Annotated in this window: 23 protein-coding genes; 17 read left to right on the top strand and 6 right to left on the bottom strand. The window is 70.9% G+C overall.

The window, feature by feature from the left end; translation table 11 throughout:
• Positions 1 to 33: 33 nt before the first annotated feature.
• Positions 34 to 1,005 (bottom strand): acetylxylan esterase, encoded by a 972-nt coding sequence (locus ABIC47_RS08350; RefSeq protein WP_354479307.1) that lies wholly within the window; start codon positions 1,003 to 1,005, stop codon positions 34 to 36.
• A gap of 173 nt (positions 1,006 to 1,178) precedes the next feature.
• On the opposite strand from ABIC47_RS08350, the gene ABIC47_RS08355 reads away from it, so the two are divergent.
• The 13 genes from ABIC47_RS08355 to ABIC47_RS08415 all read left to right on the top strand — a co-directional run bounded on the left by ABIC47_RS08355 (position 1,179) and on the right by ABIC47_RS08415 (position 17,860).
• Positions 1,179 to 2,132 (top strand): LacI family DNA-binding transcriptional regulator, encoded by a 954-nt coding sequence (locus tag ABIC47_RS08355; RefSeq protein WP_020075548.1) that lies wholly within the window; start codon positions 1,179 to 1,181, stop codon positions 2,130 to 2,132.
• Between the two features lie 88 nt (positions 2,133 to 2,220).
• On the top strand, positions 2,221 to 3,408 hold the full coding sequence (locus tag ABIC47_RS08360) for a Gfo/Idh/MocA family protein (RefSeq protein ID WP_354479310.1): 1,188 nt from the start codon (positions 2,221 to 2,223) through the stop codon (positions 3,406 to 3,408).
• Positions 3,409 to 3,497: 89 nt separating this feature from the next.
• Positions 3,498 to 4,190, top strand: coding sequence for a ThuA domain-containing protein (locus ABIC47_RS08365; protein ID WP_026307058.1), 693 nt, complete (start codon positions 3,498 to 3,500; stop codon positions 4,188 to 4,190).
• Positions 4,175 to 5,272: a Gfo/Idh/MocA family protein gene (locus tag ABIC47_RS08370; protein ID WP_354479314.1), complete on the top strand. Its 1,098-nt coding sequence runs from the start codon at positions 4,175 to 4,177 to the stop codon at positions 5,270 to 5,272. The genes ABIC47_RS08365 and ABIC47_RS08370 overlap by 16 nt, the downstream gene beginning before the upstream one ends.
• A 52-nt stretch (positions 5,273 to 5,324) precedes the next feature.
• Positions 5,325 to 6,527, top strand: a complete 1,203-nt coding sequence (locus ABIC47_RS08375; RefSeq protein ID WP_354479317.1) for an ROK family transcriptional regulator — start codon at positions 5,325 to 5,327, stop codon at positions 6,525 to 6,527.
• A gap of 214 nt (positions 6,528 to 6,741) precedes the next feature.
• The gene (locus ABIC47_RS08380) at positions 6,742 to 8,052 is read left to right on the top strand and encodes an ABC transporter substrate-binding protein (protein WP_018189889.1); all 1,311 of its coding nucleotides are present in this window, start codon (positions 6,742 to 6,744) and stop codon (positions 8,050 to 8,052) included.
• Positions 8,053 to 8,163: 111 nt separating this feature from the next.
• Positions 8,164 to 9,129, top strand: coding sequence for a carbohydrate ABC transporter permease (locus tag ABIC47_RS08385; protein ID WP_089881142.1), 966 nt, complete (start codon positions 8,164 to 8,166; stop codon positions 9,127 to 9,129).
• Positions 9,129 to 10,025, top strand: a complete 897-nt coding sequence (locus ABIC47_RS08390) for a carbohydrate ABC transporter permease (RefSeq protein WP_018189891.1) — start codon at positions 9,129 to 9,131, stop codon at positions 10,023 to 10,025. The genes ABIC47_RS08385 and ABIC47_RS08390 overlap by 1 nt, the downstream gene beginning before the upstream one ends.
• Before the next feature lie 16 nt (positions 10,026 to 10,041).
• Positions 10,042 to 12,288, top strand: a complete 2,247-nt coding sequence (gene yicI, locus ABIC47_RS08395; RefSeq protein ID WP_354479322.1) for an alpha-xylosidase — start codon at positions 10,042 to 10,044, stop codon at positions 12,286 to 12,288.
• Between the two features lie 94 nt (positions 12,289 to 12,382).
• Positions 12,383 to 13,561, top strand: a complete 1,179-nt coding sequence (locus tag ABIC47_RS08400) for an ROK family transcriptional regulator (RefSeq protein WP_354479324.1) — start codon at positions 12,383 to 12,385, stop codon at positions 13,559 to 13,561.
• Between the two features lie 314 nt (positions 13,562 to 13,875).
• Positions 13,876 to 15,105: a multidrug effflux MFS transporter gene (locus ABIC47_RS08405; protein ID WP_018189894.1), complete on the top strand. Its 1,230-nt coding sequence runs from the start codon at positions 13,876 to 13,878 to the stop codon at positions 15,103 to 15,105.
• Between the two features lie 122 nt (positions 15,106 to 15,227).
• Positions 15,228 to 15,953, top strand: coding sequence for a phosphatase PAP2 family protein (locus tag ABIC47_RS08410; protein ID WP_354479328.1), 726 nt, complete (start codon positions 15,228 to 15,230; stop codon positions 15,951 to 15,953).
• 5 nt (positions 15,954 to 15,958) lie between these two features.
• Complete coding sequence (locus tag ABIC47_RS08415) at positions 15,959 to 17,860, top strand: helicase HerA-like domain-containing protein (protein ID WP_354479331.1); 1,902 nt, start codon at positions 15,959 to 15,961, stop codon at positions 17,858 to 17,860.
• A gap of 28 nt (positions 17,861 to 17,888) precedes the next feature.
• On the opposite strand, the gene ABIC47_RS08420 is transcribed toward ABIC47_RS08415, so the two are convergent.
• From ABIC47_RS08420 to ABIC47_RS08440, 5 genes are all read right to left on the bottom strand, one after another.
• Positions 17,889 to 18,713, bottom strand: a complete 825-nt coding sequence (locus ABIC47_RS08420; RefSeq protein ID WP_354479334.1) for an aminoglycoside phosphotransferase family protein — start codon at positions 18,711 to 18,713, stop codon at positions 17,889 to 17,891.
• A complete protein-coding gene (locus tag ABIC47_RS08425; protein ID WP_354479337.1) occupies positions 18,710 to 19,537 on the bottom strand; it encodes a helix-turn-helix domain-containing protein in 828 nt (275 codons plus the stop codon). Before ABIC47_RS08425 ends, ABIC47_RS08420 begins: the two co-directional genes overlap by 4 nt.
• 67 nt (positions 19,538 to 19,604) lie before the next feature.
• Positions 19,605 to 20,171 carry a hypothetical protein gene (locus ABIC47_RS08430; RefSeq protein WP_231371091.1) on the bottom strand — a complete coding sequence of 189 codons (567 nt, stop codon included), beginning with the start codon at positions 20,169 to 20,171 and terminating at the stop codon, positions 19,605 to 19,607.
• A 91-nt stretch (positions 20,172 to 20,262) separates the two neighbouring features.
• Positions 20,263 to 20,712: an iron chaperone gene (locus ABIC47_RS08435; RefSeq protein ID WP_354479341.1), complete on the bottom strand. Its 450-nt coding sequence runs from the start codon at positions 20,710 to 20,712 to the stop codon at positions 20,263 to 20,265.
• 59 nt (positions 20,713 to 20,771) lie between these two features.
• A complete protein-coding gene (locus ABIC47_RS08440; RefSeq protein ID WP_354479344.1) occupies positions 20,772 to 21,116 on the bottom strand; it encodes a metalloregulator ArsR/SmtB family transcription factor in 345 nt (114 codons plus the stop codon).
• A 66-nt stretch (positions 21,117 to 21,182) separates the two neighbouring features.
• Here ABIC47_RS08440 and ABIC47_RS08445 point away from each other — a divergent pair, with 66 nt between their 5' ends.
• From ABIC47_RS08445 to ABIC47_RS08460, 4 genes are all read left to right on the top strand, one after another.
• Entirely contained in the window at positions 21,183 to 22,124 is a 942-nt protein-coding gene (locus ABIC47_RS08445) for an NAD-dependent epimerase/dehydratase family protein (protein ID WP_354479347.1), read from the top strand.
• 145 nt (positions 22,125 to 22,269) lie between these two features.
• The gene (locus tag ABIC47_RS08450; RefSeq protein WP_354479350.1) at positions 22,270 to 22,953 is read left to right on the top strand and encodes an AfsR/SARP family transcriptional regulator; all 684 of its coding nucleotides are present in this window, start codon (positions 22,270 to 22,272) and stop codon (positions 22,951 to 22,953) included.
• Positions 22,954 to 23,181: 228 nt separating this feature from the next.
• Positions 23,182 to 25,638, top strand: a complete 2,457-nt coding sequence (locus ABIC47_RS08455; RefSeq protein ID WP_354479353.1) for a hypothetical protein — start codon at positions 23,182 to 23,184, stop codon at positions 25,636 to 25,638.
• Positions 25,635 to 26,891, top strand: a complete 1,257-nt coding sequence (locus ABIC47_RS08460; protein ID WP_089881182.1) for a hypothetical protein — start codon at positions 25,635 to 25,637, stop codon at positions 26,889 to 26,891. The genes ABIC47_RS08455 and ABIC47_RS08460 overlap by 4 nt, the downstream gene beginning before the upstream one ends.
• Positions 26,892 to 26,904 lie beyond the last annotated feature (13 nt).

Raw genomic sequence — 26,904 nt, forward strand, 5'->3', positions numbered from 1 at the left:
CGATGGGGAGGGGACAAGGGGTGCGGGCCGCGGTCAGCGGAAGCGCGGGGCCAGCCAGGCCGCCTGCGTGCGCCAGTGGGCGCCGCCGCCGCCCTCGTGGTCGTTGAACGGGTACACCTCGATCGCGCGGTCGGACGCCGCGAGATGGTTGTACGCCGCGAAGGTCGTCGACGGCGGCACGACCGTGTCCATCAGCGCCACCGAGAACAGCGAGGGCGCGTGGATGCGGCGGGCGAAGTTGACCCCGTCGAAGTACGACAGGGTCCGGAACACGTCAGCGACCTCGTCGCGATGCACCGACAGGTAGGTCGCGAGCTCCAGGAAGGGTCCGCCGGCCGCCACCTCCGCGCCGCGGCGGAACGCGCAGAGGAACGCGACATCCGGCATCACGGCCGTGACGTCGCCCGCGAGTGCGCCGGCCGCGAGGGCGATCCCACCGCCCTGACTGCCGCCGGTCACAGCGATGCGGTCGGGATCGACGAACGGCAGCGACCGCGTGGCGTCGACGGCGCGCACGGCGTCCGTGAAGACGCGGCGGTAGTAGTACGTCTCCGGCGAGTGGATGCCCCGGGTCATCACGCCCGGAGTGGCCGGACCCGAGCCGTGCGGGTCGGGCGTGTCTCCGCCGCTGCCCCATCCACTGCCCTGCCCGCGGGTGTCGACGAAGACGTGCACGTAGCCGGCCAGTGCCCACGCCACGTTCTCGCCCGGCAGCCCGCGGCCGCCGCCGTACCCCTGGTACTGCACGACCGCAGGGAGCGGCCCGTCATCGTGGAGCGGCCGTGACACCCAGGCGCGCACCGGCTCCCCTCCGAACCCGGGGAAGACCAGGTCGTCGATGCGCAGCTGCGTCACCGGCGAGTCCGCGGGAGTCAGCTCCGGCACGCCACCGGCGGCGCGCGCCTCGGCGATCGTGCGCTCCCAGAAGGCGTCGAAGTCGGCGGACTCCTGGACCTCCGGACGGAAGGCGAGCAGTTCGGAGTGGGTCAGGTCGGTGAGCGGCATCGGTCTCGCTTTCTGAACGGTTTTCGCAACGCGGGCGGCAGAGGCTGGGCGTCATTGTGGCACAGCCGGGCGCCGAGCGTGGGACCGGCCCGGCGTGCGACGGTGTGTGCGACAGTGGCTCCATGCCCGCACCAACGCGCCCCACCCTGGAGGCCATCGCGCGCGAGGCGTCCGTGTCGCTGTCGACGGTGTCGAAGGTGCTCAACGGCCGCCCAGGCGTGTCCGCCGACACCCGCCGACGCGTCGAGGAGCTGCTGCACGACTCCGGGTACGCCCGCCGCGGTGTGGATGCGGAACGCGGCGAGACCGTCGAACTCGTCATCGAGAACCTGGCGAGCGAGTGGTCCGTCGAGGTCATCCGCGGCGTGGAGCGCGTCACCCGCGAGAACGGGCTGGCGATGACCCTCTCGACCATCGGCGACTACCACGCGGTCGGAGACGAGCTGATCACCGGGGTGCTCCGCCGCAAGCCGATCGCGATCGTGCTGCAGTTCTCGAACCTGACGGCCGACCACCGCCGCCAGCTGCGCACCCGCAACATCCCGTTCGTCGTCGTCGATCCCGCCGGCGACCCTCCGCCGGACGTGCCCGCCATCGGGGCCACCAACTGGGCGGGAGGCGTCGCCGCCACCCGTCACCTGCTGGCGCTCGGCCATCGGCGCATCGCGGCGATCGCCGGCCCGGCCGATCTGATGTGCTCCCGCGCTCGGGTCGCCGGATACCAGTCGGCCCTGCAGGAGGCGGGCCTCCCGGTGCCGTCGGAGATCGGCGGGGGAGGGTTTTCGCGCGCGGAGGGCGAGCGGGAAGGGCGCAGGCTGCTCGCGTCGCCGGACCGCCCGACCGCCATCGTCTGCGGCAACGACATGCAGGCGCTCGGCGTGTACGACGCCGCCTTCGCGCTCGGCCTCGATGTGCCCCGGGATGTGTCGGTGGTCGGCTTCGATGACGCGCCGTCCGCGGCGTGGGCGCGACCGCCGCTGACGACCATCCGGCAGCCGCTGCAGGAGATGGCGGAGGAGGCGACGCGCCTCGCGCTGCGGCTCCGGGCCGGCGCGGTGGAGAACACCCGGCTCGAGCTTGCGACCGCTCTGGTCGAGCGCGGGTCGACGGCAGCGCCCGCCGCTTGACGAAAGTTTTCCAACCCCCGCAGGAAACTTGCTCCCCCGCCGCCCGCGAACTACCGTCGCACGGGTACCGCCAGACGAAGGGCCGACGATGACCGACGACAAGCCGCAGCTCCGGGTCGCCATGATCGGGTACGGGTTCATGGGCGCAGCGCACTCGCAGGGCTGGCGCACCGCCCCGCGCTTCTTCGACCTCCCCGCCGAGCCGGTCATGTCCGTGATCGTCGGCCGCGACGCCGCCCGCGTCGAGGATGCACGCCGCCGGTTCGGCTGGCAGCGCGCCGAGACCGACTGGCGCGCCGTGATCGACGACCCCGAGATCGACGTCGTCGACATCTGCACACCCGGCGACAGCCACGCGGAGATCGCGATCGCCGCCCTCGACGCCGGCAAGCACGTGCTCTGCGAGAAGCCGCTCGCCAACACCGTCGCGGAGGCGGAGGCGATGACCGCCGCCGCCGAGCGCGCCGCCGCCCGCGGCATCCGCTCGATGGTCGGCTTCAGCTACCGCCGGGTCCCCGCCATCGGCTACGCCCGCTCGCTGGTTCAGGAGGGGCGCCTCGGCGCCATCCGCCAGGTGCGCGCGCTCTACCTGCAGGACTGGCTCCGCGACGAGGACGGCCCGATGACCTGGCGCCTCGACAAGGCGCTCGCCGGCTCCGGCTCGCTCGGCGACATCGGGGCGCACGCCGTCGACCTCATCGAACACCTCACCGGCTCCCAGCTCGCTGCTGTCTCCGGGACGCTGACCACCTTCGTCGAGGAGCGCCCGCTGCTCGGCGAGGGCGTCGGCCTGTCCGGCACCGCATCCACAGAACGCGGGAAGGTCACCGTCGATGACGCCGCCTGGTTCACCGCCCGGCTCGAAGGCGGGGAGGCGGACGGCGCGATCGGCGCCTTCGAGGCCACCCGGTACGCGACCGGCCGCAAGAACGCGCTCCGCATCGAACTCAGCGGATCGCGCGGTGCCATCGCGTTCGACCTCGAGGAGATGAACGAGCTGCAGTTCTACGACGCGACGGCCCCGGCCGGGGAGCAGGGCTTCACGCGGATCATCGTCACCGAGCCCGAGCATCCCTACATGGCCAACTGGTGGCCGACCGGTCACGCCATCGGCTACGAGCACGCGTTCAGCCACGAGGTCGTCGACCTGGTGACCGCCATCGCGTCCGGAACCGACCCCGAGCCGTCGTTCGCCGACGGCCTCCACATCCAGCGCGTCCTCGACGCCGTCGAGCGCAGCGCCGCCGACGGCAGCGCCTGGACCCCGATCCCCTGAACCACGCCCGCAGCTCCTGAGTTTTTCGGCCGAATGGCGTGCGAAAAGCAGAGAAACTCAGGAGCCGGCGGCGACCACCGGAAGGAAGCATGAGCAAGCAGGCACTGATCGTCCGTGGAGGATGGGATGGGCACATGCCCGTCGAGACCACGGAGCTGTTCCTCCCCTTCCTGCGCGAGAACGGCTTCGACACCCGGGTCGAGGAGGGCACGGCCGTCTACGCGGACGACGCCTTCATGGACACCGTCGACCTCGTCGTGCAGGTCAACACCATGAACACGATCGAGGAGCCTGAGTTCCGCGGCCTCCAGCGGGCCGTGCTCAACGGGACGGGGATGGCCGGCTGGCACGGCGGGATCGCCGACTCGTACCGCAACAACGCCGACTACCTACACATGATCGGCGGACAGTTCGCCCATCACGCGGGCAAGGATCCGGCCGAGCGCGTCGGCGAGCAGTCGGACAACTACATCCCGTACACCGTGCACATCACCGACTACGGCCGGACGCATCCCATCACGCAGGGGATCGACGACTTCGACCTGGTCACCGAGCAGTACTGGGTGCTCAGCGACGAGTACAACGACGTCCTCGCCACCACCACCCAGAGCGTCCGCCCGTGGGATGCGTGGAACCGCCCCGTCACCGCTCCGGCCATCTGGACCCGGCAGTGGGGGAAGGGACGCATCTTCGTCTCGGCACCCGGCCACCGGCTGGAGATCGTCGAGAGCCAGCCCGTCCGCACCATCATCGAGAGGGGGATGCTGTGGGCGTCCCGTTGAACGTCGGCGTCATCGGCGTCGGCAACATCAGCCGGCAGTACTTCGAGCACTTCCCGCAGCTGCCGAACCTGCGTCTGACCGCCGTCGCCGACCTGGATGTGGAGCGCGCCTCCGCGGTCGCCGCCGAGCAGGGCGTGCTAGGGCTCTCGGTCGACGAGCTGCTCGCGCATCCCGAGGTGGATGCGGTGCTCAACCTCACGATCCCGCAGGCGCACGCCGAGATCGCCCTCCGCGCGCTCGCCGCGGGCAAGCACGTCTACGGCGAGAAGCCGCTGGCTCTCTCGACCGCGGAGGCGGCACCGGTCCTCGAGCGGGCTGCGGCGCAGGGCCTGCGGATCGGCAGCGCTCCGGACACCGTGCTGGGCACCGGCATCCAGACCGCCCTCGCGCTGCTCGACGACGGCCGGATCGGCGACCCGGTCGCCGCCGCCGTCGCCTGGAGCGCACCGGGCCACGAGCTGTGGCACCCGGCCCCGGCGTTCTACTACCAGCCGGGCGGCGGCCCACTGTTCGACATGGGGCCGTATTACCTGACCAGCCTGGTCAGCTTCTTCGGTCCGGTCGTGCGGGTGTCGGGGGCGACCGGCCGGTCGACGCGCGAGCGCACAGTCGCGACCGGCCCGCTCGCCGGCTCGACCATCCCGGTGGATGTGGACACCCACGTCACCGCTCTCCTCGAGCATGCGTCCGGCGTCATCTCGACCGTGACCGTCTCGTTCGAGGTGTGGGCGACGCGCGCTCCGAAGTTCGAGGTCTACGGGACCGCGGGGACGATCGCCGTGCCCGACCCCAACATGTTCTCCGACCCGGTGGAGCTGGCAACGGCCGACGACCGCGAGTTCCGTGCGGTGCCGGTCGCCGCCGGCTACGCGGACGCCGGTCGCGGCTACGGCCTCGCCGACATGGCGCGGGCGATCGAGACGGACCGCCCGCACCGGGCCTCCGGCGAGCTCGCCTTCCATGTGCTCGAGATCATGGAGTCGGTGATCCGGGCCGGGGCGACCCACACGGTGGTGGAGCTCGCGTCGACCGTCGAGCGTCCGGCCCCTGTGCCGCTGGGCGCGCGTCCCGAGAGCTGGTGAGCGACCGAACCCGGTGACCGAGCGGCTGCACGCCGCGCGTTATGGTCATTCCATGTCCGCATCCGAGCTGAGCACCGTGCGCCCGTCGTCGGGCGGCGCCACGGACGCGCTGCGCCGCAGCAACCTGGCGACCGTGCTCGGTTTCGTGCACCGCGACGGAGCTCTGTCGCGCAGCGACCTGACCCGCCTGACCGGGCTGAACCGCTCGACGGTCGGCGACCTGGTGGCGGAACTCGCGGCCCTCGACCTGGTCGAGGTGGACGAAACGCCAGGAGGCGGTCGCGCCGGTCGTCCGAGCCCCGTCGTCCGCGTCTCGGGCAGTGTCGCCGCCGTCGCGGTGAACCCCGAAGTGGATGCGGTGATCGTCGGCCTCGTCGGTCTCGGCGGCCGTGTGCTCAAGCGGGTCCGCATCGAGACCGCGTCGGCCCGGTCGGCCGCGGAGACCGTCACGCTGGCCTCCGCCGGCATCGCCGGGATGCTGGCGGGGGAGTCCGGCATCCGCATCGCCGGGATCGGCGTCGCAGTGCCCGGCCAGGTGCGGCTGTCGGACGGCATGGTCCGGGAGGCGACGCACTTCGGCTGGGTGGACGAACCGCTGGCCGGGATGCTCTCCGCCGCGACCGGGTACCGGGTCTGGGCGGCCAACGCTGCCGTCCTCGGCCTGCGGGCCGAGAGCGCGTTCGGCGCCGGGCGCGGCGTCGACGACCTCGTGTACATGATCGGCGGAGCGTCAGGGATCGGCGGCGGCGCGATCGGCGGGGGCCGCCTGCTGACGGGTGCCGCCGGGTACGCGGGGGAGTTCGGGCACACGTTCGTCCGATCGGACGGCCGGCACTGCTCCTGCGGATCGCGCGGGTGCCTGGAGGCCGAGGTCACCCAGGCGGAGCTGCTGGCATCGGTGGGCCTCGCGTCGGCGGAGGCCGCATCCCTCGCCGACCGGCTGGTCGCCACGGAGGATCCAGTAGCGCTCGCCGTCATCGAGCGCGATTACGCGCTGCTGTCGATCGCGGCGCGTAATGCCGTCAACGTGTTCAACCCCTCGCTGCTCGTGCTCGGCGGCTTCCTCGCCGCCCTGTACCGGGGGGCCCGCGCGCACGGCGCACCCGACCTGCTCGACGATGTCGTGCACTCGGCGAGGGAGGGCGTCACCGTGGTCGAGGCGGAGCTCGGAACCGATCAGCTGCTCATCGGCGCGGCCGAGCTGGTGCTGGCCGACCTGATCGCGGACCCCGCTCGAGCGCTCGCCGCCGCCTGAGCCTGCGGGCGCCGCCGGGCGAGAATGCGCCTGCAGCGGCCCGTATGTTGTTGCCGAAAACTAACTGTTCTACCCAGCAATTGTGCGGGCTAGCATCCAAATGCGGACTTGCTTTCGCCACCTTCGTCGCTTATGTTGTGTTCACCAACAAAATGCATCGGAGTGGCTGCGAGGCCTGCAGACGCGCGTCCACTCCACTACAAGGAGGTAACAGATGCGCAAGAGGCACCTCGCAATCGGCGCCGTTCTGGCCGCCGGTGCCCTGCTGCTCGCCGGATGCTCCGGCACGTCCGGTTCGTCGTCCGACAGCACCGACGGGAAGGGCAAGACCCTCACCCTGTGGCACTTCGAGAGCGAAGACTCGGCGATGGGCAAGGCCTGGAACGAGGCCATCAAGGAGTTCGAGTCGGAGACCGGCGCCAAGGTCAAGTTCGAGGCGAAGGCCTTCGAGCAGATCCGCTCCACCGCGTCCCAGGTCCTGAACTCGGACCAGGCCCCCGACATCCTCGAGTACAACAAGGGCAACGCGACCGCCGGCCTCCTCGCCAGCCAGGGCCTGCTCACCAACCTCGACGACGCCGTCAAGAAGTACGGCTGGGACAAGAAGCTCGCGCCGAGCCTGCAGACCACGTCGCGATACGACGACAAGGGCATCATGGGTTCCGGCTCGTGGTACGGCATCCCGAACTACGGCGAGTACGTCGAGGTCTACTACAACAAGGACATGTTCGCGAAGTACGGCATCGAGGTGCCGAAGACGCAGGACGAGTTCGTCGCCGCGCTGCAGAAGTTCAAGGACAACGGGGTCACCCCGCTCGCGGAGTCGGCGGCCGAGTACCCGCTCGGCCAGCTCTGGTACCAGCTCGCGCTGACCAAGGCCGACCGTTCGTTCGTCGACGACTACCAGCTCTACAAGGGCAAGGTGAACTGGCAGGGCAGTGAGCTCCTCTCCGCCACCAAGACGGTCGACGACTGGGTGCAGAAGGGCTACATCTCCAAGGACGCCTCCGGCCTGAAGGCCGAGGACGCCGGGACCGCGTTCATCTCGGGCAAGTACCCGATCTTCTTCTCGGGCAGCTGGTGGTACGGCCGCTTCCAGACAGAGATCAAGGACTACCAGTGGGGCACGTTCCTCTTCCCGGGCACCAAGCTCTCGCCCGGATCCGCGGGCAACATGTGGGTGATCCCCGAGAAGGCGAAGAACAAGGGTCTCGCCGAGAAGTTCATCGACATCACGATGACCCCGAAGATCCAGGCGCTCATCGGCAACAACGGCGGCGTCCCCGTCGCGGCCGACACGGCCGACATCACCGACGAGAAGTCGAAGGAGCTCATCGCGAACTTCAACACCCTCACCGGTGAGGACGGCATCGCGTACTACCCCGACTGGCCCACGCCGACCTTCTACGACCAGCTGAACGCCGGTCTGCAGGAGCTCATCAACGGCACGAAGGACCCGTCCGCGGTCAACAAGGAGCTCGGCTCCGAGTACCAGGACGGCGTCGACCAGATCGTCAACCAGTAAAACTCCCAAGCCCCCACCGTCGAGTCCGCACAAATTGCACGCGCCACGGCGTTCCAGCGTGCAAAGTTCGCGGACTCGACGGTGGGGGAGGGAACGCAAAGGAGAGAACGCATGGTCGACGTGAGCGTGCGCGCGCCGGAAGGGCGCAAGCGGAAGGCGCAGAGCGAAGCGCTGGTGCCCGGCCGAGGGCACGGCCGGTTCTGGCTGTACCTGCTGCCGGGATTCGTCCTGCTGACGGTGATCGTCCTCGTCCCGCTGGTGTGGAACATCTACCTCAGCTTCACGAGCTACCGCGGCATCCGCCCGCCGAAGTTCATCGGGCTGAACAACTGGGTCCGGCTGATGGGCGACGACAAGTTCTGGACATCGTTCGGCAACTCCATCGCGATGATCATCGCGATGGTCGTCATCCCGACCCTCGTCGGCCTCATCCTCGCGGCCATGCTGTTCGACCTGGTCGGCAAGAAGTTCGGCGGCAAGCTCGCCAGCTTCCTGCGGGCCACCTACTACCTCCCGCAGATCCTGCCCGTCGTCATCGCGGCGATCGTGATCGGCTGGATCCTGCGGCCCGACAACGGCGCGCTCAACACCATGCTGCAGGCCGTCGGTCTGGGGCAGTTCGCCCACAACTGGCTGGGCAGCCCGGACACGGCACTCGCATCGATCATGGCCGTGATGGTCTGGGTGCAGATCGGCTACCCGGTCGTCATCTTCATGGCGGCGCTCCAGCGGGTCGACCCCGAGCTGTACGAGGCGGCCGAGCTCGATGGAGCCAACTGGTTCCAGCGGTTCCGCTCGATCACCGTGTCCATCATCCGGCCCGAGATCTTCGTCGTCACCCTGACCTGCACCATCGCGGCCCTCAAGGTCTTCGGCCCGGTCTACACACTGACCCGCGGTGGGCCCGGCACGGCGACCATGGTGCCCAGCTACTACTCCTACAGCGAGTTCTTCCAGAGCCAGCAGGTCGGATACGGCGCCACCATCGCGACCGCGCTGACGGTGGTCATCATCGCCGTCTCCGTCCTCTTCATGATCGCCCAGAACCGCGCGGAGCGCAGGGAGAACCAGATCTGATGTCGACCACCATCGAGCGCCCCCGCACGGATGCGGCGACGGCGCAGCCCCGCCGGCTGAAGCGGCAGAAGCCGCGCAAGACCGTGACCGACTGGGTCATCCTCGTCGTCGCGATCCTCATCGGGATCGGCATCGCCTTCCCGTTCCTGCTGATCCTCATCAACTCGTTCAAGAGCCCGGCCGACTACAACTCGGGTGGTCCGCTGCAGCTGCCGACGTCGTTCTACACGGACGGCATCGTCAACTTCTGGAACCGCGTCAACTTCCCCGAGAAGCTGTGGAACTCCATCTTCATCTCCGGAATGGTCGCCCTGCTGTCGGTCGTGCTGTCGGTCCTCAACGCGTACGCGCTCGGCATCGGCCGGGTGAAGGCGCGCACCTGGATCATCGTGCTGTTCCTGCTGGCCAACATGCTGCCGCAGGAGGCCCTGCTCTACCCGCTGTACTTCATGTTCAAGCAGGTCGGCCTGTACGACAATCCGTGGGCGGTCATCATCATCTTCACGGTGATCCAGAGCGCGTTCGGCACGTATCTGCTGTCGAGCGTGTACGGCACCTTCCCGAAGGAGGTGCTGGAGGCCGCATCGCTCGACGGCGCCGGCCGCTGGCGCATCCTGTGGCGCGTCGTCGTCCCGATCTCGCGCCCGACGCTGAGCGTCCTGCTCATCTTCTTCTTCATCTGGACGTGGAACGAGTTCCTGATCCCGCTGACCTTCCTGGTGTCGAACGACAACCAGACGGTCCCTGTCGCGATCAGCGCCCTGCAGGGCGACCGACTGATGGATGTGACGACCACGTCCGCCTCGGCACTGCTCGGCCTCATCCCCACGCTCGTCTTCTTCCTCATCTTCCAGCGCACCCTGACCCGCGGCATCACCGCCGGCGCGGTCAAGTAACCGGAGCAGTCACCGCATGAAGTTCACCGATGGTTTCTGGATGCTGCGCGACGGCGTCACGCCCGTCTACGCCCAGGAGGCGTACGACGTGGTCGCCGGCGACGGCAGCATCACGATCACCGCGCCCGCCAAGGTCATCGAGCGCCGGGGGGACACCCTCAACCGCCCGACGCTGACCGTCACGCTCACTTCGCCGCTGCCCGGCGTGGTCGGCGTCCGCGTCGACCACTGGCAGGGCACGCAGCCGGAGCGCGGCTTCGACCTCAACGTCGAGGAGGGGCACGCGCACGTGTCCGTCGACGACGAGGCGGGCGTGCTCACCACCGGCGGCCTGACGGCGACGGTGAAGCGCGGGGCGCCGTGGTCGCTGACCTTCTCGGCGGGCGACCGCGTGCTCACCTCGAGCGGACACAAGTCCCTCGGCTACATGACCGTGGCCGGAGAGGGGACGTTCGTCCACGAGCAGCTGGCGCTCGGCGTCGGCGAGCTGGTCTACGGCCTGGGGGAGCGCTTCGGACCGCTGGTGAAGAACGGCCAGGTGGTCGACATCTGGAACGCCGACGGCGGCACCTCCAGCGAGCAGGCGTACAAGAACATCCCCTTCTATCTGACCAACCGCGGCTACGGCGTGCTCGTCAATCACCCCGGCCACGTCTCGTACGAGATCGGGTCGGAGTCGGTGGAGCGCGTCCAGTTCTCGGTGCCCGGCGAGAGCCTGGAGTACTACCTCGTGTACGGCCCGACTCCGAAGGAGATCCTGGAGCGGTACACCGCACTGACGGGTCGGCCGGCATCGGTTCCTGCCTGGTCGTACGGCCTCTGGCTGTCGACCAGCTTCACGACCGACTACGACGAGGCGACCGTCACCTCCTTCATCGACGGCATGGCCGAGCGCGACCTGCCGCTGTCGGTGTTCCACTTCGACTGCTTCTGGATGCGCGAGTTCAACTGGTGCGACTTCGAGTGGGACCCGCGCACGTTCCCGGACCCGGAGGGGATGCTCGCGCGCCTGCACGACAAAGATCTCCGGGTCTGCGTGTGGCTCAATCCCTACATCGGGCAGCGCTCGCCGCTGTTCGCGGAGGCCGCCGAGGCGGGCTTCCTGGTGAAGCGTCCGAACGGCGACGTCTGGCAGTGGGACCTGTGGCAGGCCGGGATGGGCCTCGTCGACTTCACGAACCCGGATGCGACCCGCTGGTACCAGGACAAGCTGCGGGGCCTGGTCGCCCAGGGCGTCGACTGCTTCAAGACCGACTTCGGGGAGCGCATCCCACTCGAGGTGGACTACTTCGACGGCTCGTCGCCGGAGCGCATGCACAACCTCTACACGCAGCTCTACAACGAGGCCGTGTTCGAGGTGCTGCAGGAGGCGAAGGGCGTCGGCGAGGCCGTGCTGTTCGCGCGGTCGGCGACCGCAGGGGGCCAGCAGCTGCCCGTCCACTGGGGCGGGGACAACACCTCCAGCTACGAGTCCATGGCCGAGACCCTGCGCGGCGGCCTCTCGCTGGCGTTCAGCGGCTTCGGCTTCTGGAGCCACGACATCGGCGGCTTCGAGGGCACCCCCGACCCGGGCGTCTTCAAGCGCTGGACCGCGTTCGGGCTGCTGTCGAGCCACTCGCGCCTGCACGGCAGCGACTCGTACCGGGTGCCCTGGGCGTTCGACGAGGAAGCCGTCGAGGTCACGCGCCTGTTCACGAAGCTGAAGCTGCGGTTGATGCCGTATCTGTTCGCGGCGGGCCAGGAGGCGCACGCCGCAGGGACGCCGGTCATGCGGCCGATGCAGCTCGAGTTCCCGGGCGACCCGGCCGTCGACTACCTCGACCGCCAGTACATGCTCGGAGCCGACCTCCTGGTCGCGCCCGTGTTCTCGCCGTCCGAGGTCGAGTTCTACCTGCCCGACGGCACCTGGACCGAGTACTTCTCGGGCCGGACGGTGGAGGGCGGACGCTGGCTGCGCGAGACCCACGGCTTCGACAGCATCCCGCTGTTCGTGCGTGAAGGGGCAGTCCTGCCGCTCGGCGCCCGCGACGACCGCCCGGACTACGACTACCGCACCGACCTCACGCTCGCCGTCTACCCCGGGCCGGACGGAGTGCGCAGGGTGACCGTCACGACGCCCGATGGCGAGGTCGCCGAGTACAAGGTGACCCGCCGCGGTGAGGTGCTGACGGCGACCGGGCCGAGCGGGCATCCTTTCACGCTGCGGGATGCGGTCACCGGCCGCACCGCGGCCTCGGAGTCGGGGACGGCGACCCTCGGCTGAGCCGGCGCATCCAGCCCGGCGGACCGGTGGCGTGGGCGCGCGCCTGGCGCCCACGCCACCGGAGGCCGCGCCCGACGGTACAGTTACGCGGAGTATGAACGGCAGGGCGACGGGGACGAACCTCGACACGGTGCGGCGGCACAATCTCGCGACCGTGCTCGGGCTCGTCCACCGCGAGGGTCCGCTGGCCCGCTCGGCGCTCACGCAGGCGACCGGCCTCAACCGCTCGACCGTCGGCGCCCTGGTCGCCGAGCTAGCGGAGCTGGGCCTCGTGCAGGAGCGCGAGCCCGAACTCAGCAACCGGGTCGGGCGGCCGTCTCCCGTCGTCGCGCCGGACGGCCGCGTCGTCGCGCTGGCCATCAACCCCGAGATCGACGCGGTGACCGTCGGCGTCGTCGGTCTGGACGCGACCGTGCACCGGCGCGTGCGGTACCCGACCGGGCACATCCCGTCGGCCGCGGAGGCCGTGGCCATCGCCGCAGCGGTCGTCGACGGACTGCGCGCGGACCTCGCGAAGGCCTCGCGCGTGGTCGGGATCGGCGTGGCCGTCCCCGGGCTCGTTCGGGAGGAGGACGGCGTCGTGCGGCTCGCTCCCCACCTCGAATGGGCCGAGGAGCCGTTCGCCGCCGAACTCGCCGCGGCCACCGGGTACCCCGTGCTCGCCGCCAACGACGCGAGCCTCGGCGCCGACGCCGAGCGGCTCTTCGGCGCCGGACGCGGTGCGAGCGACCTGGTGTACCTCAACGGCGGCGCGTCGGGCATCGGCGCCGGAGTGATCGTCAGCGGCGCGCCCCTCACCGGTATCAGCGGCTATGCGGGCGAGCTCGGGCACACCCTGGTCAACTCGGCGGGCGTCCGCTGCCACTGCGGCGCCGTCGGCTGCCTCGAGACCGAGGTGAGCCAGAGTGCGCTGCTGCGCGTGCTCGGGATGGACGCGGCCGACCCCGAGGAGCTCGACCGGGCGCTCTCCGCGGCGATAGCGGCGGGCGATCCGGCCGTGACGGCGGAGGTCGACCGCCAGGTCGGCTTCCTCGCGACGGCGCTGCGCAACGCCACCAACGTCTTCGACCCGCAGCTGATCGTGCTGGGCGGCTTCCTCGGTGCACTCCACGCGCTGGATCCCGAGCGGCTGCCACGGCTCGTGGGGGAGCAGGCGCTCGCCGCCAGCGCCGAGCGGCTCTCGATCGTCCGTGCGGGGCTGGGCTCGGACATCCTCATGATCGGTGCGGCGGAGCTAGCCTTCCGCCCGCTCCTGGCCGCGCCCGCATCCTGACCGCATTCCGCCCGCATCCCGTCGCGTCGCCTCTGTGCGCCTCCGTGGTGCTCGAGATTTGGCGCAAATCCACGTTCTGACGCCGCGATAACCGAGATTTGGCGCAAATCCATGTCCCGGCGGCGCTCTAAGGCGAAGAGAACCCGATGTGCACGTTCACATTCGGGGGCTGTACGGTATAGGATTCCTTGTAGTCGATCAATCGAATCGATTCGAACCACAATCCCGACAGCACCGCTTCCGCGCGGTGCTGTTGTCATTGCGTCCGACGGCGGGCGCGGCCTCATCCACCTCGACCTGCCAAGGACCCTTTCGTGACCACCGTCGTGCATCCCGGAGACTCGCTCTCCGGCCGCCAGCGCCTCGCCTACATCCTGATCCTCGGCGCGCTCACCGCACTGGGCCCGTTCACGATCGACACGTACCTGCCCGCGTTGCCGACGCTGCAGAACGACTTCAACGTCTCGACCGCGGCCATCCAGCTGACCCTCACCGCCACGACCATCGGCTTCGGCGTCGGTCAGCTGCTGGTGGGCCCGTGGTCGGACAAGATCGGCCGGCGCACACCGCTCATGGTCGCGACCGGGGTGCACATCATCGCGTGTCTGGCGGCCGCGATCGCCCCGAACGTCGAGCTGCTCGGCGTCGCGCGTGCCCTGCAGGGCATCGGCGCCGCGGCCGGTGGTGTCGTCGCGATGGCCATGGTCCGCGACCTCTTCGGCGGACGTCCGCTGGTGCGGATGCTGAGCCGACTCGCCCTCGTCAACGGCCTCGCCCCGGTGCTCGCGCCCGTGCTCGGCTCCTGGCTGCTGCTCGTGATGCCGTGGCGCGGAATCTTCGTCGTGCTCGCCTGCTACGGCCTGTTCGTCGTCATCTGCGTCGCCCTGTGGATCGTGGAGACGCTGCCCAAGGCGCGCCGTCACGACGCCGGGCACTCGACGGTCGGCCAGCGGTACAAGGCCGTCCTCAGCGACCGGGTGTTCGTCGGCATCGCCATCGTCGGAGCCGCCAACTTCACCGGCCTGTTCTCGTACCTCTCGTCGAGCTCGTTCATCTTCCAGGAGATCTACCGGTTCAACGCGCAGGAGTACGGCCTGCTGTTCGCGATCAACTCGATCGGAATCATCATCGGCGTGCAGTCGGCCGCACGCCTCACCAAGTACGTCGGTCCGCAGTGGATCCTGGCGTGCTCCACCATCGTCATGTTCCTGGCATCGGTGACCATCGTGGTGCTCGACCAGTCGCACGTCGGACTGTGGGGAACGGTCATCCCGCTGTGGTTCTTCATCGCGGCGTGCGGTTTCGGGTTCCCGTGCGTCCAGGTGCTCGCGCTCAACGGCCACGGTCACGAGGCGGGGACCGCGGCGAGCCTGCTCGGTGCGCTCAACTTCGGCATCGCCGGCATCGTGTCGCCGGTCGTCGGCATCCTCGGCGTCGGCAGTGCCGCCCCGATGGGCGCTGTCATGGCCATCTGCGCGCTCGTCTCGATCGCCTCGCTGTGGATCGTCGTGCGGCCGCGCACCGTCCCGCAACTCGCGCACTAGCCGCCAAGCCCCTACCGCCCACCGTCGAGTACGCGAAAACTGCACGCGCGCGCGGCGATTCGTGTGCAGTTTTCGCGTACTCGACGGTGGGGCGGACTGTGGGCGCGGGTACGTTTGGGCGCATGACAGAACCGCATCCCGCTCCGCCGCTGCCCGAGGATGCTGAAGGCCACGACGTCGTCAAGGCGGCGCGGGTCACGCGGAGGTGGCCGGTCGTGGCGGCGTCGGTGGCCGTCGTTCTCGTCGTCGGCCTCGGCCTCATCATCGCGCTCCGTCCGCGGGAGCCGTTCGCGATCGACGCCGAGTGGATGGGTGAGATCGTCGAGCATCGCTCCCCGCTCTGGCTCGGACCGGCGCTCTTCTTCAACTACGTCGGGGGCAGCATCCTCGGTTCGGTCGTGATCCCTGTCCTGATCTTCCTGCTGCTGCTCGCGTTCCGGAGGCCCTGGGGCGCCACCTTCTTCGCGATCGCCAGCGTGCTGTCGGTCGTCTGCGTGCAGCTGATCAAGCACACGGTCGGACGAGCCCGCCCGACGGAGATCCTCGTGAACGCCGACACCGGTTCATTCCCGTCCGGGCATACGGCGAACGCGGCAACGATGGTGGTCGTGCTCGGCATCCTGTTCCCGAGGGTGTGGGTGTGGATCCTCGGCGTGGTGTGGGCAGTTCTCATGGCGGTCAGTCGCACGTACCTCGGCGCGCACTGGATCAGCGACACGATCGGCGGGCTGCTGCTCGGCGCCGGGGTCGCCGTGATCGTGTGGGCGCCGCTCGCACACCGCCTCGCGAGAGAGGCGGCGGAGCCGCATCCATTCTGGCTCGTACGCCGTCACGCGCCAGTAGAGTGAGCCGCATGAGCGACGCGGACGCGCTGGCGAAGGCGCAGGCGGAAGCACTGGCGGCGGCCGAGGAGGCTGAGCGGCTGCAGGCGGAGGCGGCCGAGGCCGTCCGGAGGGCGCAGGAGGCGTCGGCCGCGGCGGAGGCCCAGGCCGCATCCCTGCGGGAGGCCGCTTCGACCGCGGCGGCCGCGGCGACCGCTGCAGCGGCAACGCCCGCGGCTCCCGAAGCCGGCACCCCGCCGACCACCCCGCCGCCCCTGACCTCCGGCCCGCTGGACGCCGCAGAAATCGAGACCATCCGGGCCGGCTACGCGTTCGAAGGCGATGTGCTGGAGTTCGGCGCCCTCGTCAACGGCGATCCGCTGCCGGACGTGCCGATCCGCATCCCGATCGCCATGACCAACCGTCACGGCCTCGTCGCCGGAGCGACCGGCACCGGCAAGACCAAGACGCTCCAGGTGCTCGCCGAGCAGCTCTCGGCGGCGGGCGTGCCGGTGTTCGCGGCCGACATCAAGGGCGACCTCTCCGGCATCGCGGCACCAGGCGAGGCGAACGACAAACTGCTCGAACGCACCGGCGGCATCGGCCAGGACTGGGCGCCGCACGCGGCGACGACCGAATTCTTCTCGCTCGGCGGCGTCGGCCGCGGGGTGCCGGTCCGGGCGACGGTCGCCGGGTTCGGACCGCTGCTGCTGTCGAAGGTGCTCGGCCTCAACGCGACGCAGGAGTCGAGCCTCGGGCTGGTCTTCCACTACGCGGAGCAGGCGGGGCTGCCGCTTCTCGATCTCGCCGATCTGCGTGCCGTGCTGACGTACCTTGCGAGCGACGACGGCAAGGAGGAGCTGTCGGGGCTGGGCGGTCTGTCCGGTTCGACCGTCGGCGTCATCCTGCGCGAACTGATCGCGTTCGCCGACCAGGGCGCCGACGCCTTCTTCGGCGAGCCGGAGATCGACACGGCCGAGTTCCTCCGCACGGCTCCCGACGGTACGGGCGTCGTGAGCCTGCTGGAGGTGCCCGGCGTCCAGGACAAGCCGGCCGTCTTCTCCACCTTCCTGATGTGGCTGCTCGCCGACCTGTTCAACGACCTGCCCGAGGTCGGCGACCTCGACAAGCCGAAGCTGGTCTTCTTCTTCGACGAGGCGCACCTGCTGTTCCGGGATGCGTCGAAGGATTTCCTGGCGGCGATCACGCAGACGGTCCGCCTCATCCGCTCGAAGGGCGTCGGCATCTTCTTCGTCACCCAGACGCCGAAGGATGTGCCCTCGGAGGTGCTCACGCAGCTGGGCTCGCGCGTCCAGCACCAGCTGCGGGCGTTCACACCGGACGACGCCAAGGCGCTGAAGGCCACGGTGTCGACGTATCCGACCTCCGGCTACGACCTCGCCCAGGTGCTGCAGTCGCTCGGCACCGGTGAAGCCGTCATCACGGTCATGAACGAGAAAGGCGCGCCGACGCCGGTCGCCTGGACCCGCCTCCGCGCACCACAGGGCTCCATGTCGCCGGCACCGGAGCAGCAGGTGGATGCGACGATCGCCGCCTCCCCGCTGCAGGCGAGATACGGCACCCCGCTCGACCGCGACTCCGCCCGCGAGATGCTCGGCCGGAAGCTGGACGCCGCCGCGGCCGCCGCGGCGAAGGAGGAGGCCGACGCCGCCGCCGCGAAGGCCGCTGCGGAGGCGCAGAAGGCGGCCGAGGCACAGGCGAAGGCCGACGCCAAGGCCAGGGAGACCGCCGAGCGCGCAGCGCAGAAGGAGTACGACCGCATCCTGCGCCAGACTTCGCCGCGCACGACGACGCGGCGCACCTCATCCGGCTCGTCGAAGACCGTGCTGGAGCAGGTGCTCGGTTCGAAGGCGACCCGCGACATCCTGGGCAGCGTGGTGGAGGGCATCTTCGGCACCCGCCGTCGCCGCTGAGGCGCGCGGCCGGATCGCTGCGCCCGGGTCAGAGCCGGAGGAGCGTCCGCGCCCGCTGCGCCACGCCGGCCGCCGAAGTGCTCGCGGTGCCGTCCTGCTCCGCCCAGACCGTGGATAAGGCACCCCAGGCCAGCGCCCAGCGCAGCACCCTGTCCTCGCTCAGGCCGGTCTCCGCGGCGATCACCGCGACCGCGCGCTCCAAGCGACCCGGCGCGAGTGCCGTCGCGGCGTCGGGGTTGCAGAGGATGTTGGCCACGTCGAAACCGGGGTCGCCGTGCAGCGGCTTCGGATCGATGGCCAGCCACCCGCGCGGCCCGAAGTCGAGCACGTTGCCGTGGTGCAGGTCGCCGTGCAGCACGACGTCCCCGTCGGGATGCCGCAACAGCCCCTCGGCGACCCGCGCGGCGACGACGAACAGATCGTCGCCGGCCGCATCCCCTCTCTGCAGGAGATCGCGAAACCAACGACGGAGGTCGAAGAGGCCGTCCGGGCGCGGCCCGGTCCCCGCCGCATGCAGCCGACGGCCGGCCCGGCAGAGGATGCGCGTCGCCTCGTCGTCGCCCGCGGCGCCCGAGCGCGAGAGCTGCCCGAGGTCGCGGGCCCCGGTCGCACGCTCGAGGAGCACAGCATCCGCGTCGGCCTCGACGACGGCCGCGGCGCCCTCGCCGCTCCACCAGGCGATCACGGTTCCGCCCGCCCGTTCCTCCTCAGCGGTCGCGACTTTGAGGAAGAGGGGCTCCCCACGGCGCCGGACGAGCTGCAGAACACTGGACGGTGTGGTGAAGGCCTCCCCGTCGGGGTGGAGTCGCCAGCGCTCGCGCCAGGGCGCCAGCACGGCGTCGAGGTCGGTCACTCCTGCCCCTCGGCTGCGGTGTAGGCGCCGGGCGTCGAGCCGATGACCGACTTGAACTCCCGGCTGAAGTGCGCCTGGTCGGCGTAGCCCAGCTCCGCGGCGAGGTCCGCGAGCGGGGGAGGGGTGCTCGATCGCAGGGCGGCGGCCGCCTCCTGCAACCGGTACCGCTGGATGAGCCACTTGGGTCCGAAACCGATGTGCCCGGCGACCAGGCGCTGCAGGTGCCGGACGCCGAGCCCGAAGCGGTCGGCGAGCTGCTCCACCCGCAGGAGGGTGCGGTCCTGCTCCACGGCCGCGACGATGCGGTCGACCAGGCGGGCGTCGTCATCCGGTTCGGGGATGCCGCCCAGCCACGCCTCGAACGCGGCGATCGCGCTCGCATCGTCGCCGTCGGCCATGCGCTCTCGGACGGCGGCGACCATCCCCGCCGCGCCCTGCCCGATCGGCAGCCGGTCGAGCGGGACGGAAGGCGGCAGGCCGCGCAGGGAGGTGCCGGCCCATCCCCGCGAGACACCGGGATGAAGGAGCACGCCGAGCGCCCATCCCGAGCCCTCCAAGGTGCGGGAGCTCATCCCGCGGTGCGCCCGGTACAGCGCGGCGGACCACTCCTCCACAACGAGGTTCGCCGTCGGGTACTCGAGCACGTCCTGTCGAATGCTCGTCCCGTCCGGGAGCTGCCAGCGGGGGAGCCAGTAGTGCCGCACGAACGCGGCCGCCCGGCCCTCGGCCGCGTGCCGCGCGATGGATACCGGGGCGGCCGGGGCGATCCGGCTGGGCGTGAGCAGACCCTTGCTGCGCGGCTCGACCTCGGTGCGCGGCGTCACGCTGTCATCCTGCCACGCCCGCTGGGTGCGGGGCGGGCGTCGACTCCGGCGGGGAGCCGTCGGCGGCTCAGCGACCGACCGGGATGCGCTCGAACCAGTAGAGCAGGCGTGGCCACGCGCGGCGCAACTGCCCGTGCGTCATGGGCTCCTCGGGCCGGGTGACGGGCACATCCAGCTCCTCCGCGATGCGCTCCATGTCGTCCGCGGACCAGAACTGACCGCGCATGCGGATGAGCAGCCGCCCCTCGGGGGACGCCACGAAGAGCTGGGGGAGGACGTCGAGGGTGCTGCGCTCGTAGACCTGCACCAGGATCACCGCGCCCGCCTCGCCGTGGCCGACGCGTACGGTCCGCCCGAAGAATCCGCGCTCGCGCACGCCGTCCGGACCGTAGGTGATGGTCGTGTTGAGGAACGACGCGACCCCGACGACCGTCGCCGCGATCACGACGAGGTGCGCGATGAGCACGAAGACCCAGGCCCCGGACGGGATGGTCAGCCAGTAGAGGACGGCGAACACCGGTGTGGTGAGCGCCAGCACCGCGACGATGCCCCGGGTGAACAGGTGCCGGTGCGGGCGGAGGACGGTCTCACGGGTCGCTGCCACATCCGTCCCCACCTCGGCTGGTTCACTCACCAGACGAGCCTCGCCCAAACTGCAAGGGCTCGGTAGCGGCATTTTGGGGGACACCCATTCGTGGGACGGACGGCTCCCGTCGCCGCCCGGATCAGCCGGCGGCGGTGCGCACAAGCTCGCGGATGCGCTGTTCCTCCTCCGGTCCGAGGTCCAGAATGGCGAACGCCGTCGCCCACATGGGCCCGTCGTCCAGCTTCGCCGGGTCGTTGAAGCCGAGCGTGGAGTAGCGCGTCTTGAACTTCGACGCCGGCTGGAAGAAGCAGAACGTCTTGCCCCCGATGGCGTAGGCCGGCTGCCCGTACCAGAGCTTCGGCCAGACGTCCGGCACCGTCTCGGTGACGATCGCGTGGATGCGCTCGGCGAGCGATCGGTCGTGCTCCGGGAGCTCGGCGATCTTGGCGCGCAGGTCGCGGGTGTCGTCCTCGCGCGTGGTCTTGCCCTTGCGCGCGGTCTTCACCTCTTTCGACCGCTCCTTCATGGCGGCGCGCTCCTCGTCGGTGAAGGCGGGAGCCGTGGATGAGGTCTCGGTTGTCTTGGTCATAGTCCGACCGTAGATCGGGCGGGGTGCTGTGCGCTTCTCCGAAACTGCTCACCTGGCCGCTACGCGCTCGCCGCGGCCTTCCGCCCATCGGCCCGCCCCGTGCCCCGCTTGCGGACCTCGCGCAGCACGATCTGCTCGGGGCAGACGGTCGACAGGAAGTCGCCGACCGAGAGCGCCAGCCGTTCGCCGGCCAGCGAGTAGAGGATGCGGTTCGCGTCCCGTCGTTCGGTGACGAGGCCCGCCTGGCGGAGCACGCTGAGGTGCCGGGAGATGGTCGGCCCGGTCGCGTTGAAGCGGGCGGCGATCTCGCCGGCCGCGAGCTCCCCGTCTTTCAGGTCCTGCAGGATCTGCCGCCGGGTCGGGTGGGCCAGCGCGGCGAAGATGTCGCTCGCTGAGTCTGTCATGTTTGCACTATAGCACCATTGCTATATACAGTTTAGCTACATTGCTAATAAGCGAAGGAGTGAAGGATGCGCACAGCCATCACCGGAGGGACCGGCTTCATCGGCCGCCATCTCGCCGAGCGTCTCGGCGATGAGGCCATCGTGGTCTCGCGCCGCACCGGGGTCCAGATCGACGACGTGGATGCGCTCGCGGCGGCCTTCGCGGGCTGCGACACGGTCGCGCACTGCGCCGGGATCAACCGTGAGATCGGCGACCAGACGTTCCAGCGCATCCACATCGACGGCACCCGGGCCGTGATCGAGGCGGCGCGGCGAGCGCGTGTGCGCCGCATCGTGATGGTCAGCTTCCTGCGGGCACGGCCCGACTGCGGTTCCGGCTACCACGAGTCGAAATGGGCGGCGGAGGAGCTGATCCGGGCCTCGGGCATCGACCACACCATCCTGAAGCTCAGCATGGTCTACGGCCCCGGCGATCACATGGTGGATCATGTCACCCGCGCGGTGCGGACTCTTCCGGCCTTCGCGACGGTCGGGTTCCGCGAGCGGACCGTGCGCCCGGTCCCGGTCGATGACGCCGTCGACGTGCTGGTGGCGGCGCTGGAGGGCCGGGTCGCGGAGCCGACTGTCGCCGTGATGGGTGCAGAGGAGTTCACCCTGGGTGAGGCGGTGCGCCGCATCGCGCGGGTGGCCGGCCGCCGTCCGATCTTCTTCCCGGCGCCGGTCTGGACGATCCGCGCGCTGGCGCAGCTGACCGAGTGGACGATGGTGGTCCCGCTGGTGGCGAAGGCGCAGGCCCGGATGCTCGCGGAGGGCGTCGCCGAGTCCGCGCCGCATGCTCCCGAGCTGCCGGCCGACCTGCGGCCGTCGCGTCCGTTCAGCGACGACAGCATCCGCGCCGCGATGCCCGAGGGTCGCTTCTCGCTCGACGACCTGCGGATCGTGCGTCGCGTCGGGCGCGGGCAGGCAGCGGCCCGGCGCGTCCGGCCGGCCGCCGCCTCCCGTCGCTGACCGACCCGCCGGCGCCCGGCCGGATTGTGTATTGACGCGGGTGGAGGGCCGGGTCCACCCTTGAGGCGAGCGGCGGGGGAATGGCTCGCGTCGCGGGGAGATCACGTGCCGTGCCCGGGGCACGACGCGTCTGCAGGAAGCCGTCATGCCTGAGCCGACGCGGAGACTCGCTGTGGTCGGGGGACTGGGAGTGTTGCCCTCCGTCCGGCTGTCGCTGCCGTCGCGCCGCCTGCTCGCCTTCCTCGCGGTCGCCGGCCCGGAGGCCTCCCGGGGTGTCGTCGCCGGCCGGTTGTGGGCGGACATCCCCGAGACCCAGGCGCGGGCGAATCTCCGGCGCGCGATCTGGCAGTCGCCGGGAGGATGGGTGGTCGCCGACGGCGACGAGCTGCGTCTGGATGCCGAAGTCGACCTGACCCGGCTGCACGAGGTGGCGTGCGCCGCGATCGAGGGCGCCCCGCTGACGATGGACGAGATCGACCTGCTGTCGCGCGACCTGCTTCCTGGGTGGCATGAGGAGTGGGCGATCCCCGCGCAGGAGGCCTTCCACCTGCTGCGCGTTCAGGCCCTCGAGGCGGCGTGCGTGACCATGACCCAGCAGCGGATGCACGCACTCGCCACGCAGGCGGGCACGGCGGCGCTCGCGGCCGATCCGCTGCGGGAGTCCGCCGCCTACGCGCTGATCCTGGCGCATCTGCAGGAGGGCAACCGTCACGCGGCTGCCGTGCGGTTCCGGGCGTTCGCCCGCACCCTCGAGGAGGAGCTGGGCGTCGCGCCCGATCCGCGGCTCGCGCGTGCGGTCAACTCCGCCGTGGCGGTCCGCTCGCTCTGAGCCCGACCCGGCTGCGTGCAGGCGGCTGCTTGCGCGACGCTCCGACGACGCCGGAGGCACGCCGGCCGGACGCACCGCGGACGCGGCAGGCAGCGGCCGCCGACGCCCGCATCCCTCCGACGCGACGGCCGGCGCACGGAAGTCGGTCGCTCGCGGCCACGGCGGAGGACGGGTCGTCTGGTGCAGTGGGACCACGGGGTTCGGATGCCGCCGGAGGGAGTTCGCGCGATGACCATCATCACGAACGAGGAGCAGTTCACGCTGGAGAGCCAGCCGTTCGCCGAGGCGGCTCCCGGGGGCGAAGCGGAGCAGACCGAGTCCCCGACGTCCGAGGGAGCGACGTCGGAGAGCCTGGCGTCGTTCTCGCCGTGGGCGGAAGGGCTGACGCCGTTCTCAGAGGCGGGGTCGCCGGCGGGGGAGCAGGAGGCGCTGCTCGAGAGCGCGTTCGAGGCCGTGCGCGACGAGGCGTTCGACGAGGCCGTCTCCGAGCTGCTCGCCGAGACGGAGGACGCCGTCGGGCAGCGTTTCTCGGATGAGTCGCCAGCGACGGCGGGGGAGCGCGAGCGGCTCGCCGCAGCGCACCTGGCGCCGACGCAGTACGCAGCGGAGCAGTACCTGGAGCGGCTGAGCGAGGCGCTCGTCGGGCAGGACGTCGAGTCGCTCAGCGATGAGCAGCTCGACGAGCTGATGGATCGGGTGCAGCCGGAGCTGAGCGAGGTCTCGCCCGCGGGCGAGCAGTTCATCGGCGGTCTGATCCGGAAGGCCCGCAGTGCCGTCAGGTTCGTCGCCAACGCCGCCAAGAAGGTCGGCGCCGCCGCGGGAGGGCTGCTGACCGCGGGTCTGAAAGGTCTCACCAAGCTGGTGCGGCCGCTCCTCAAGCGGGTGCTGAGCTTCGCGATCGGACGCCTGCCCGCGCCGCTGCGCGCACCGGCCCGGCTGCTGTCGTCCAAGCTCTTCGGCGAATCCGAGGGCTTCGCCGAGACCTCCGCAGAGACCGAGGCCTTCGAGGCGGAGCGCGAGGGCGAGGCCTTCGCGATCTCCCCGGCCGTGTCGCGCGATACCGAGGCGCTGACCGAGTCGTTCGATGCGGCACTCGCCGAAGCGCTCGTTTCCGGAGAGACGGGCGAGGTGGGCTTCGCCGGAGAAGGGGAGGCGGAAGCCGAAGGCGAGAGCGAGGCCGCTCAGGGCAGCTCGGAGCTCGAACTCCTCGCGGAAGCGCGTGGACGCCTCATCGATGCGCTCGCGGAGGCCCGCAGCGCCGATGAGGTCGCGCCAGCGGTCGAGCAGTTCATCCCGGCGCTCCTCGGAGCGCTCCGGATCGGCATCAACCTGGTCGGTCGTCCCCGTGTCGTCGGCTTCCTCGCGAAGTTCCTGGGGAAGCTGATCGGCAAATGGGTCGGCCCGCAGCTGTCCGGTCCGCTCTCCAACGCCATCGTCGACACCGGGCTGCGGCTCATCTCGCTCGAGCAGCTCGAACCCGAACTGGAGTCGGAGGCCGTCCCCGCGATGCTCGCAGGCACGATCGAGGACACCGTGCGGCAGCTGGCGGAGACGTCCGAGTACGAGCTGGAGGACGAGTCGCTCATGCGGGCGGCGACGGCCCGGGCGTTCGACCGCTCGGTCGCCGCGACCTTCCCGCCGTCGCTCCTACGCTCGGGAGTGCAGCGCGGAGCGCAGCTCGGCGGCCGGTTCGTCACGCGCAAGGCGCGTTCGCCCCGGCCCTACCGGCGGTACAGCCGCTCGATCGACGTCGAGGTCACGGCGGGGATCGCCGACGCGATCGACACCTTCGGCGGTGTCAGCCTCGGGTCGAGCCTGCGCGCGGCCGGTCTGACTCTGCCGGCGCGGGTGCGCATCCACCTCTTCCAGGCGACCATCGGCACGTCGTTGCGGCGGATCGCGGCCATCGAGCGGACGCGCAGCGGTGTCCGCCTCTCGAGCTCGCAGCTGCACCCGCTGACGCCGAGGGCCGCAGGGCTGCTGCTGAAAGACCCGGGGATGAGCGTCGCCGTGCCCGCGGAGTTCCTGCGCAGCCGCGCCCGCGTCGCCGCAGGGCAACGGTTCTACTGGCTGGAGCCGCTCGACCAGACCCTGCTGCCGACCGTCGGCGGCCCGGGCAGGCGGAGCGGCGGGGAGCCGTCGCAGGGCTGGGTCGTGGTCGACACGCGAGCCTCCGTGATCCGGGTGGGACTGTTCTTCTCCGAGGCGGAGACCCAGACGATCGCCGCCGCCATCCGGGAGGGACGGTCCGAGGCCGTGCTGCTGCCGGCGCTGACGAAGGCCTACGACGGCCTCGCGCGCCGCTTCGCGCAGCGCACCGGCCGGCTGCGGATCCGCGCCGAGCTGGAGCAGTCCGAGGCCGTCTCGCGGCTACCCCGGGTGCTGGACCGCATCCCTCCGGGGGCAGTGGCCGGACTCACCGTCGCCCTGCGGCGCTGGCTGCTGCCCGCCTTCGCGACGTGGTCGCGCGAGGGCAGCGCCGAGTTCGCCCGCGCATCGGCCGACCCGCGGAACGGCGTGACCGTGACCGCCACCATCCGGTCCGCACCCGGCCTCGACCTGGTGCGGCAGGCGGCCTCCGGCGCGTTGAGCGCCGCGTCGCTCGCCGCTCTCGCGTCGGGGAGGGCCTTCCGCGGCGCTCCCGCGATCGCCGTCGCCGCGCACCCCGGGCGGCGCCGGCCATGATCGCCGACGCCGCGACGCGAGCGGTCGCCGCCGACCTGGAACGGCAGAGCGCGCACTGGGTCGCGGCCGCGACGACGTTCCTCGACGCGGAGGAGTTCGCCTCCGAGGCCGCGTGGCGATCCGTCGAGACGTTCGTCGGGCTGCCCCTGCGGAGGCACCTGAAGGTCATCGTCGAGGAACTGATCGACATCGGCCGGGCGACGATCGCGCTGACCCGCGCCGCACGGCGGGATGCGCTCGCCCTCCCCGAGGCGATGGCAGCCGTGCAGAAGCTCCGCCGCCGGTACACCCAGGTGGAGACCACCCTTGACTTCTTCGGCGACGCCGTCTCGTCGCGCACCAGCCCGCAGCTCCGCGCAGCGCTTCAGGCACTCGACGCCCTGGCCGGAGCCAGCATCGCGCCCGTGCTCACCCGCGCAGGGCTCGCACCCATCCCGGTGCTCACCTATGTCGACAAGGGGATGGGGGCCTCCATCCTGCGCGCCGACATCCGGCTGTGGGCGCCGGGCAGCATCAACCCGGTCGCCGCGATCAAGATCGTGCGGCACAACCTCTACCGGCCGACATCGCTCTTCCACGAGGCCGGCCATCAGGTCGCCGCCGTGACCGGCTGGGTGCCGTCCCTCCAGGAGTCGTTGGGGCGATCGCTCGCCGGGGATGCGGAGTTGCGCGCGATGTGGCTGCCGTGGGCCTCGGAGATCGCGGCCGACGTCTTCGCGTTCGCGCACACCGGCTACGCGTCGGTCACGGCCCTGTTCGATGTGGTGGGGGATGCGCGCACGCTCCTCCGCTGGCCGATCGGCGATCCGCATCCCGTCGGCTGGCTGCGCACCCTGCTGGGCTGCGCGATGTGCCGTGCGGCGTTCGGAGCCGGGCCGTGGGACGACCTCGAGGCCGCCGTCGTGACGGGGTTCCCGCTGCGCCGGGCCGACCCGACGGTGCGCGCGCTCCTCGAACGCTCGCGCAGCCGGATGCCGGGCATCGCGGTCGCGTGCCTCACCGCTCCCGTCCCCGGACTCGGCGGCAGCCCGATCGGGGCTGCGGTCGACCCGGCGCGCGTCTCGCCCGCCGCACTGGCCGAACTGGAACGGACCGCCGGGGCCGCCCTGTGGACCTCGCCGCATTGGCGGCGCACCGAAGGCATCCGCATCGTCGCCCTCGCCGGGCTGCGCGAGGCGGAACAGCCCGACAAAGCGTCCGCGTGGATCGCGCGGGCCCGCGAATGGATGACCGCGACGCCGCTCGCGGCGTGACCGCCGACGGCGA

The organism is Leifsonia sp. 563 (assembly GCF_040545055.1).
Taxonomy (GTDB): domain Bacteria; phylum Actinomycetota; class Actinomycetes; order Actinomycetales; family Microbacteriaceae; genus Leifsonia.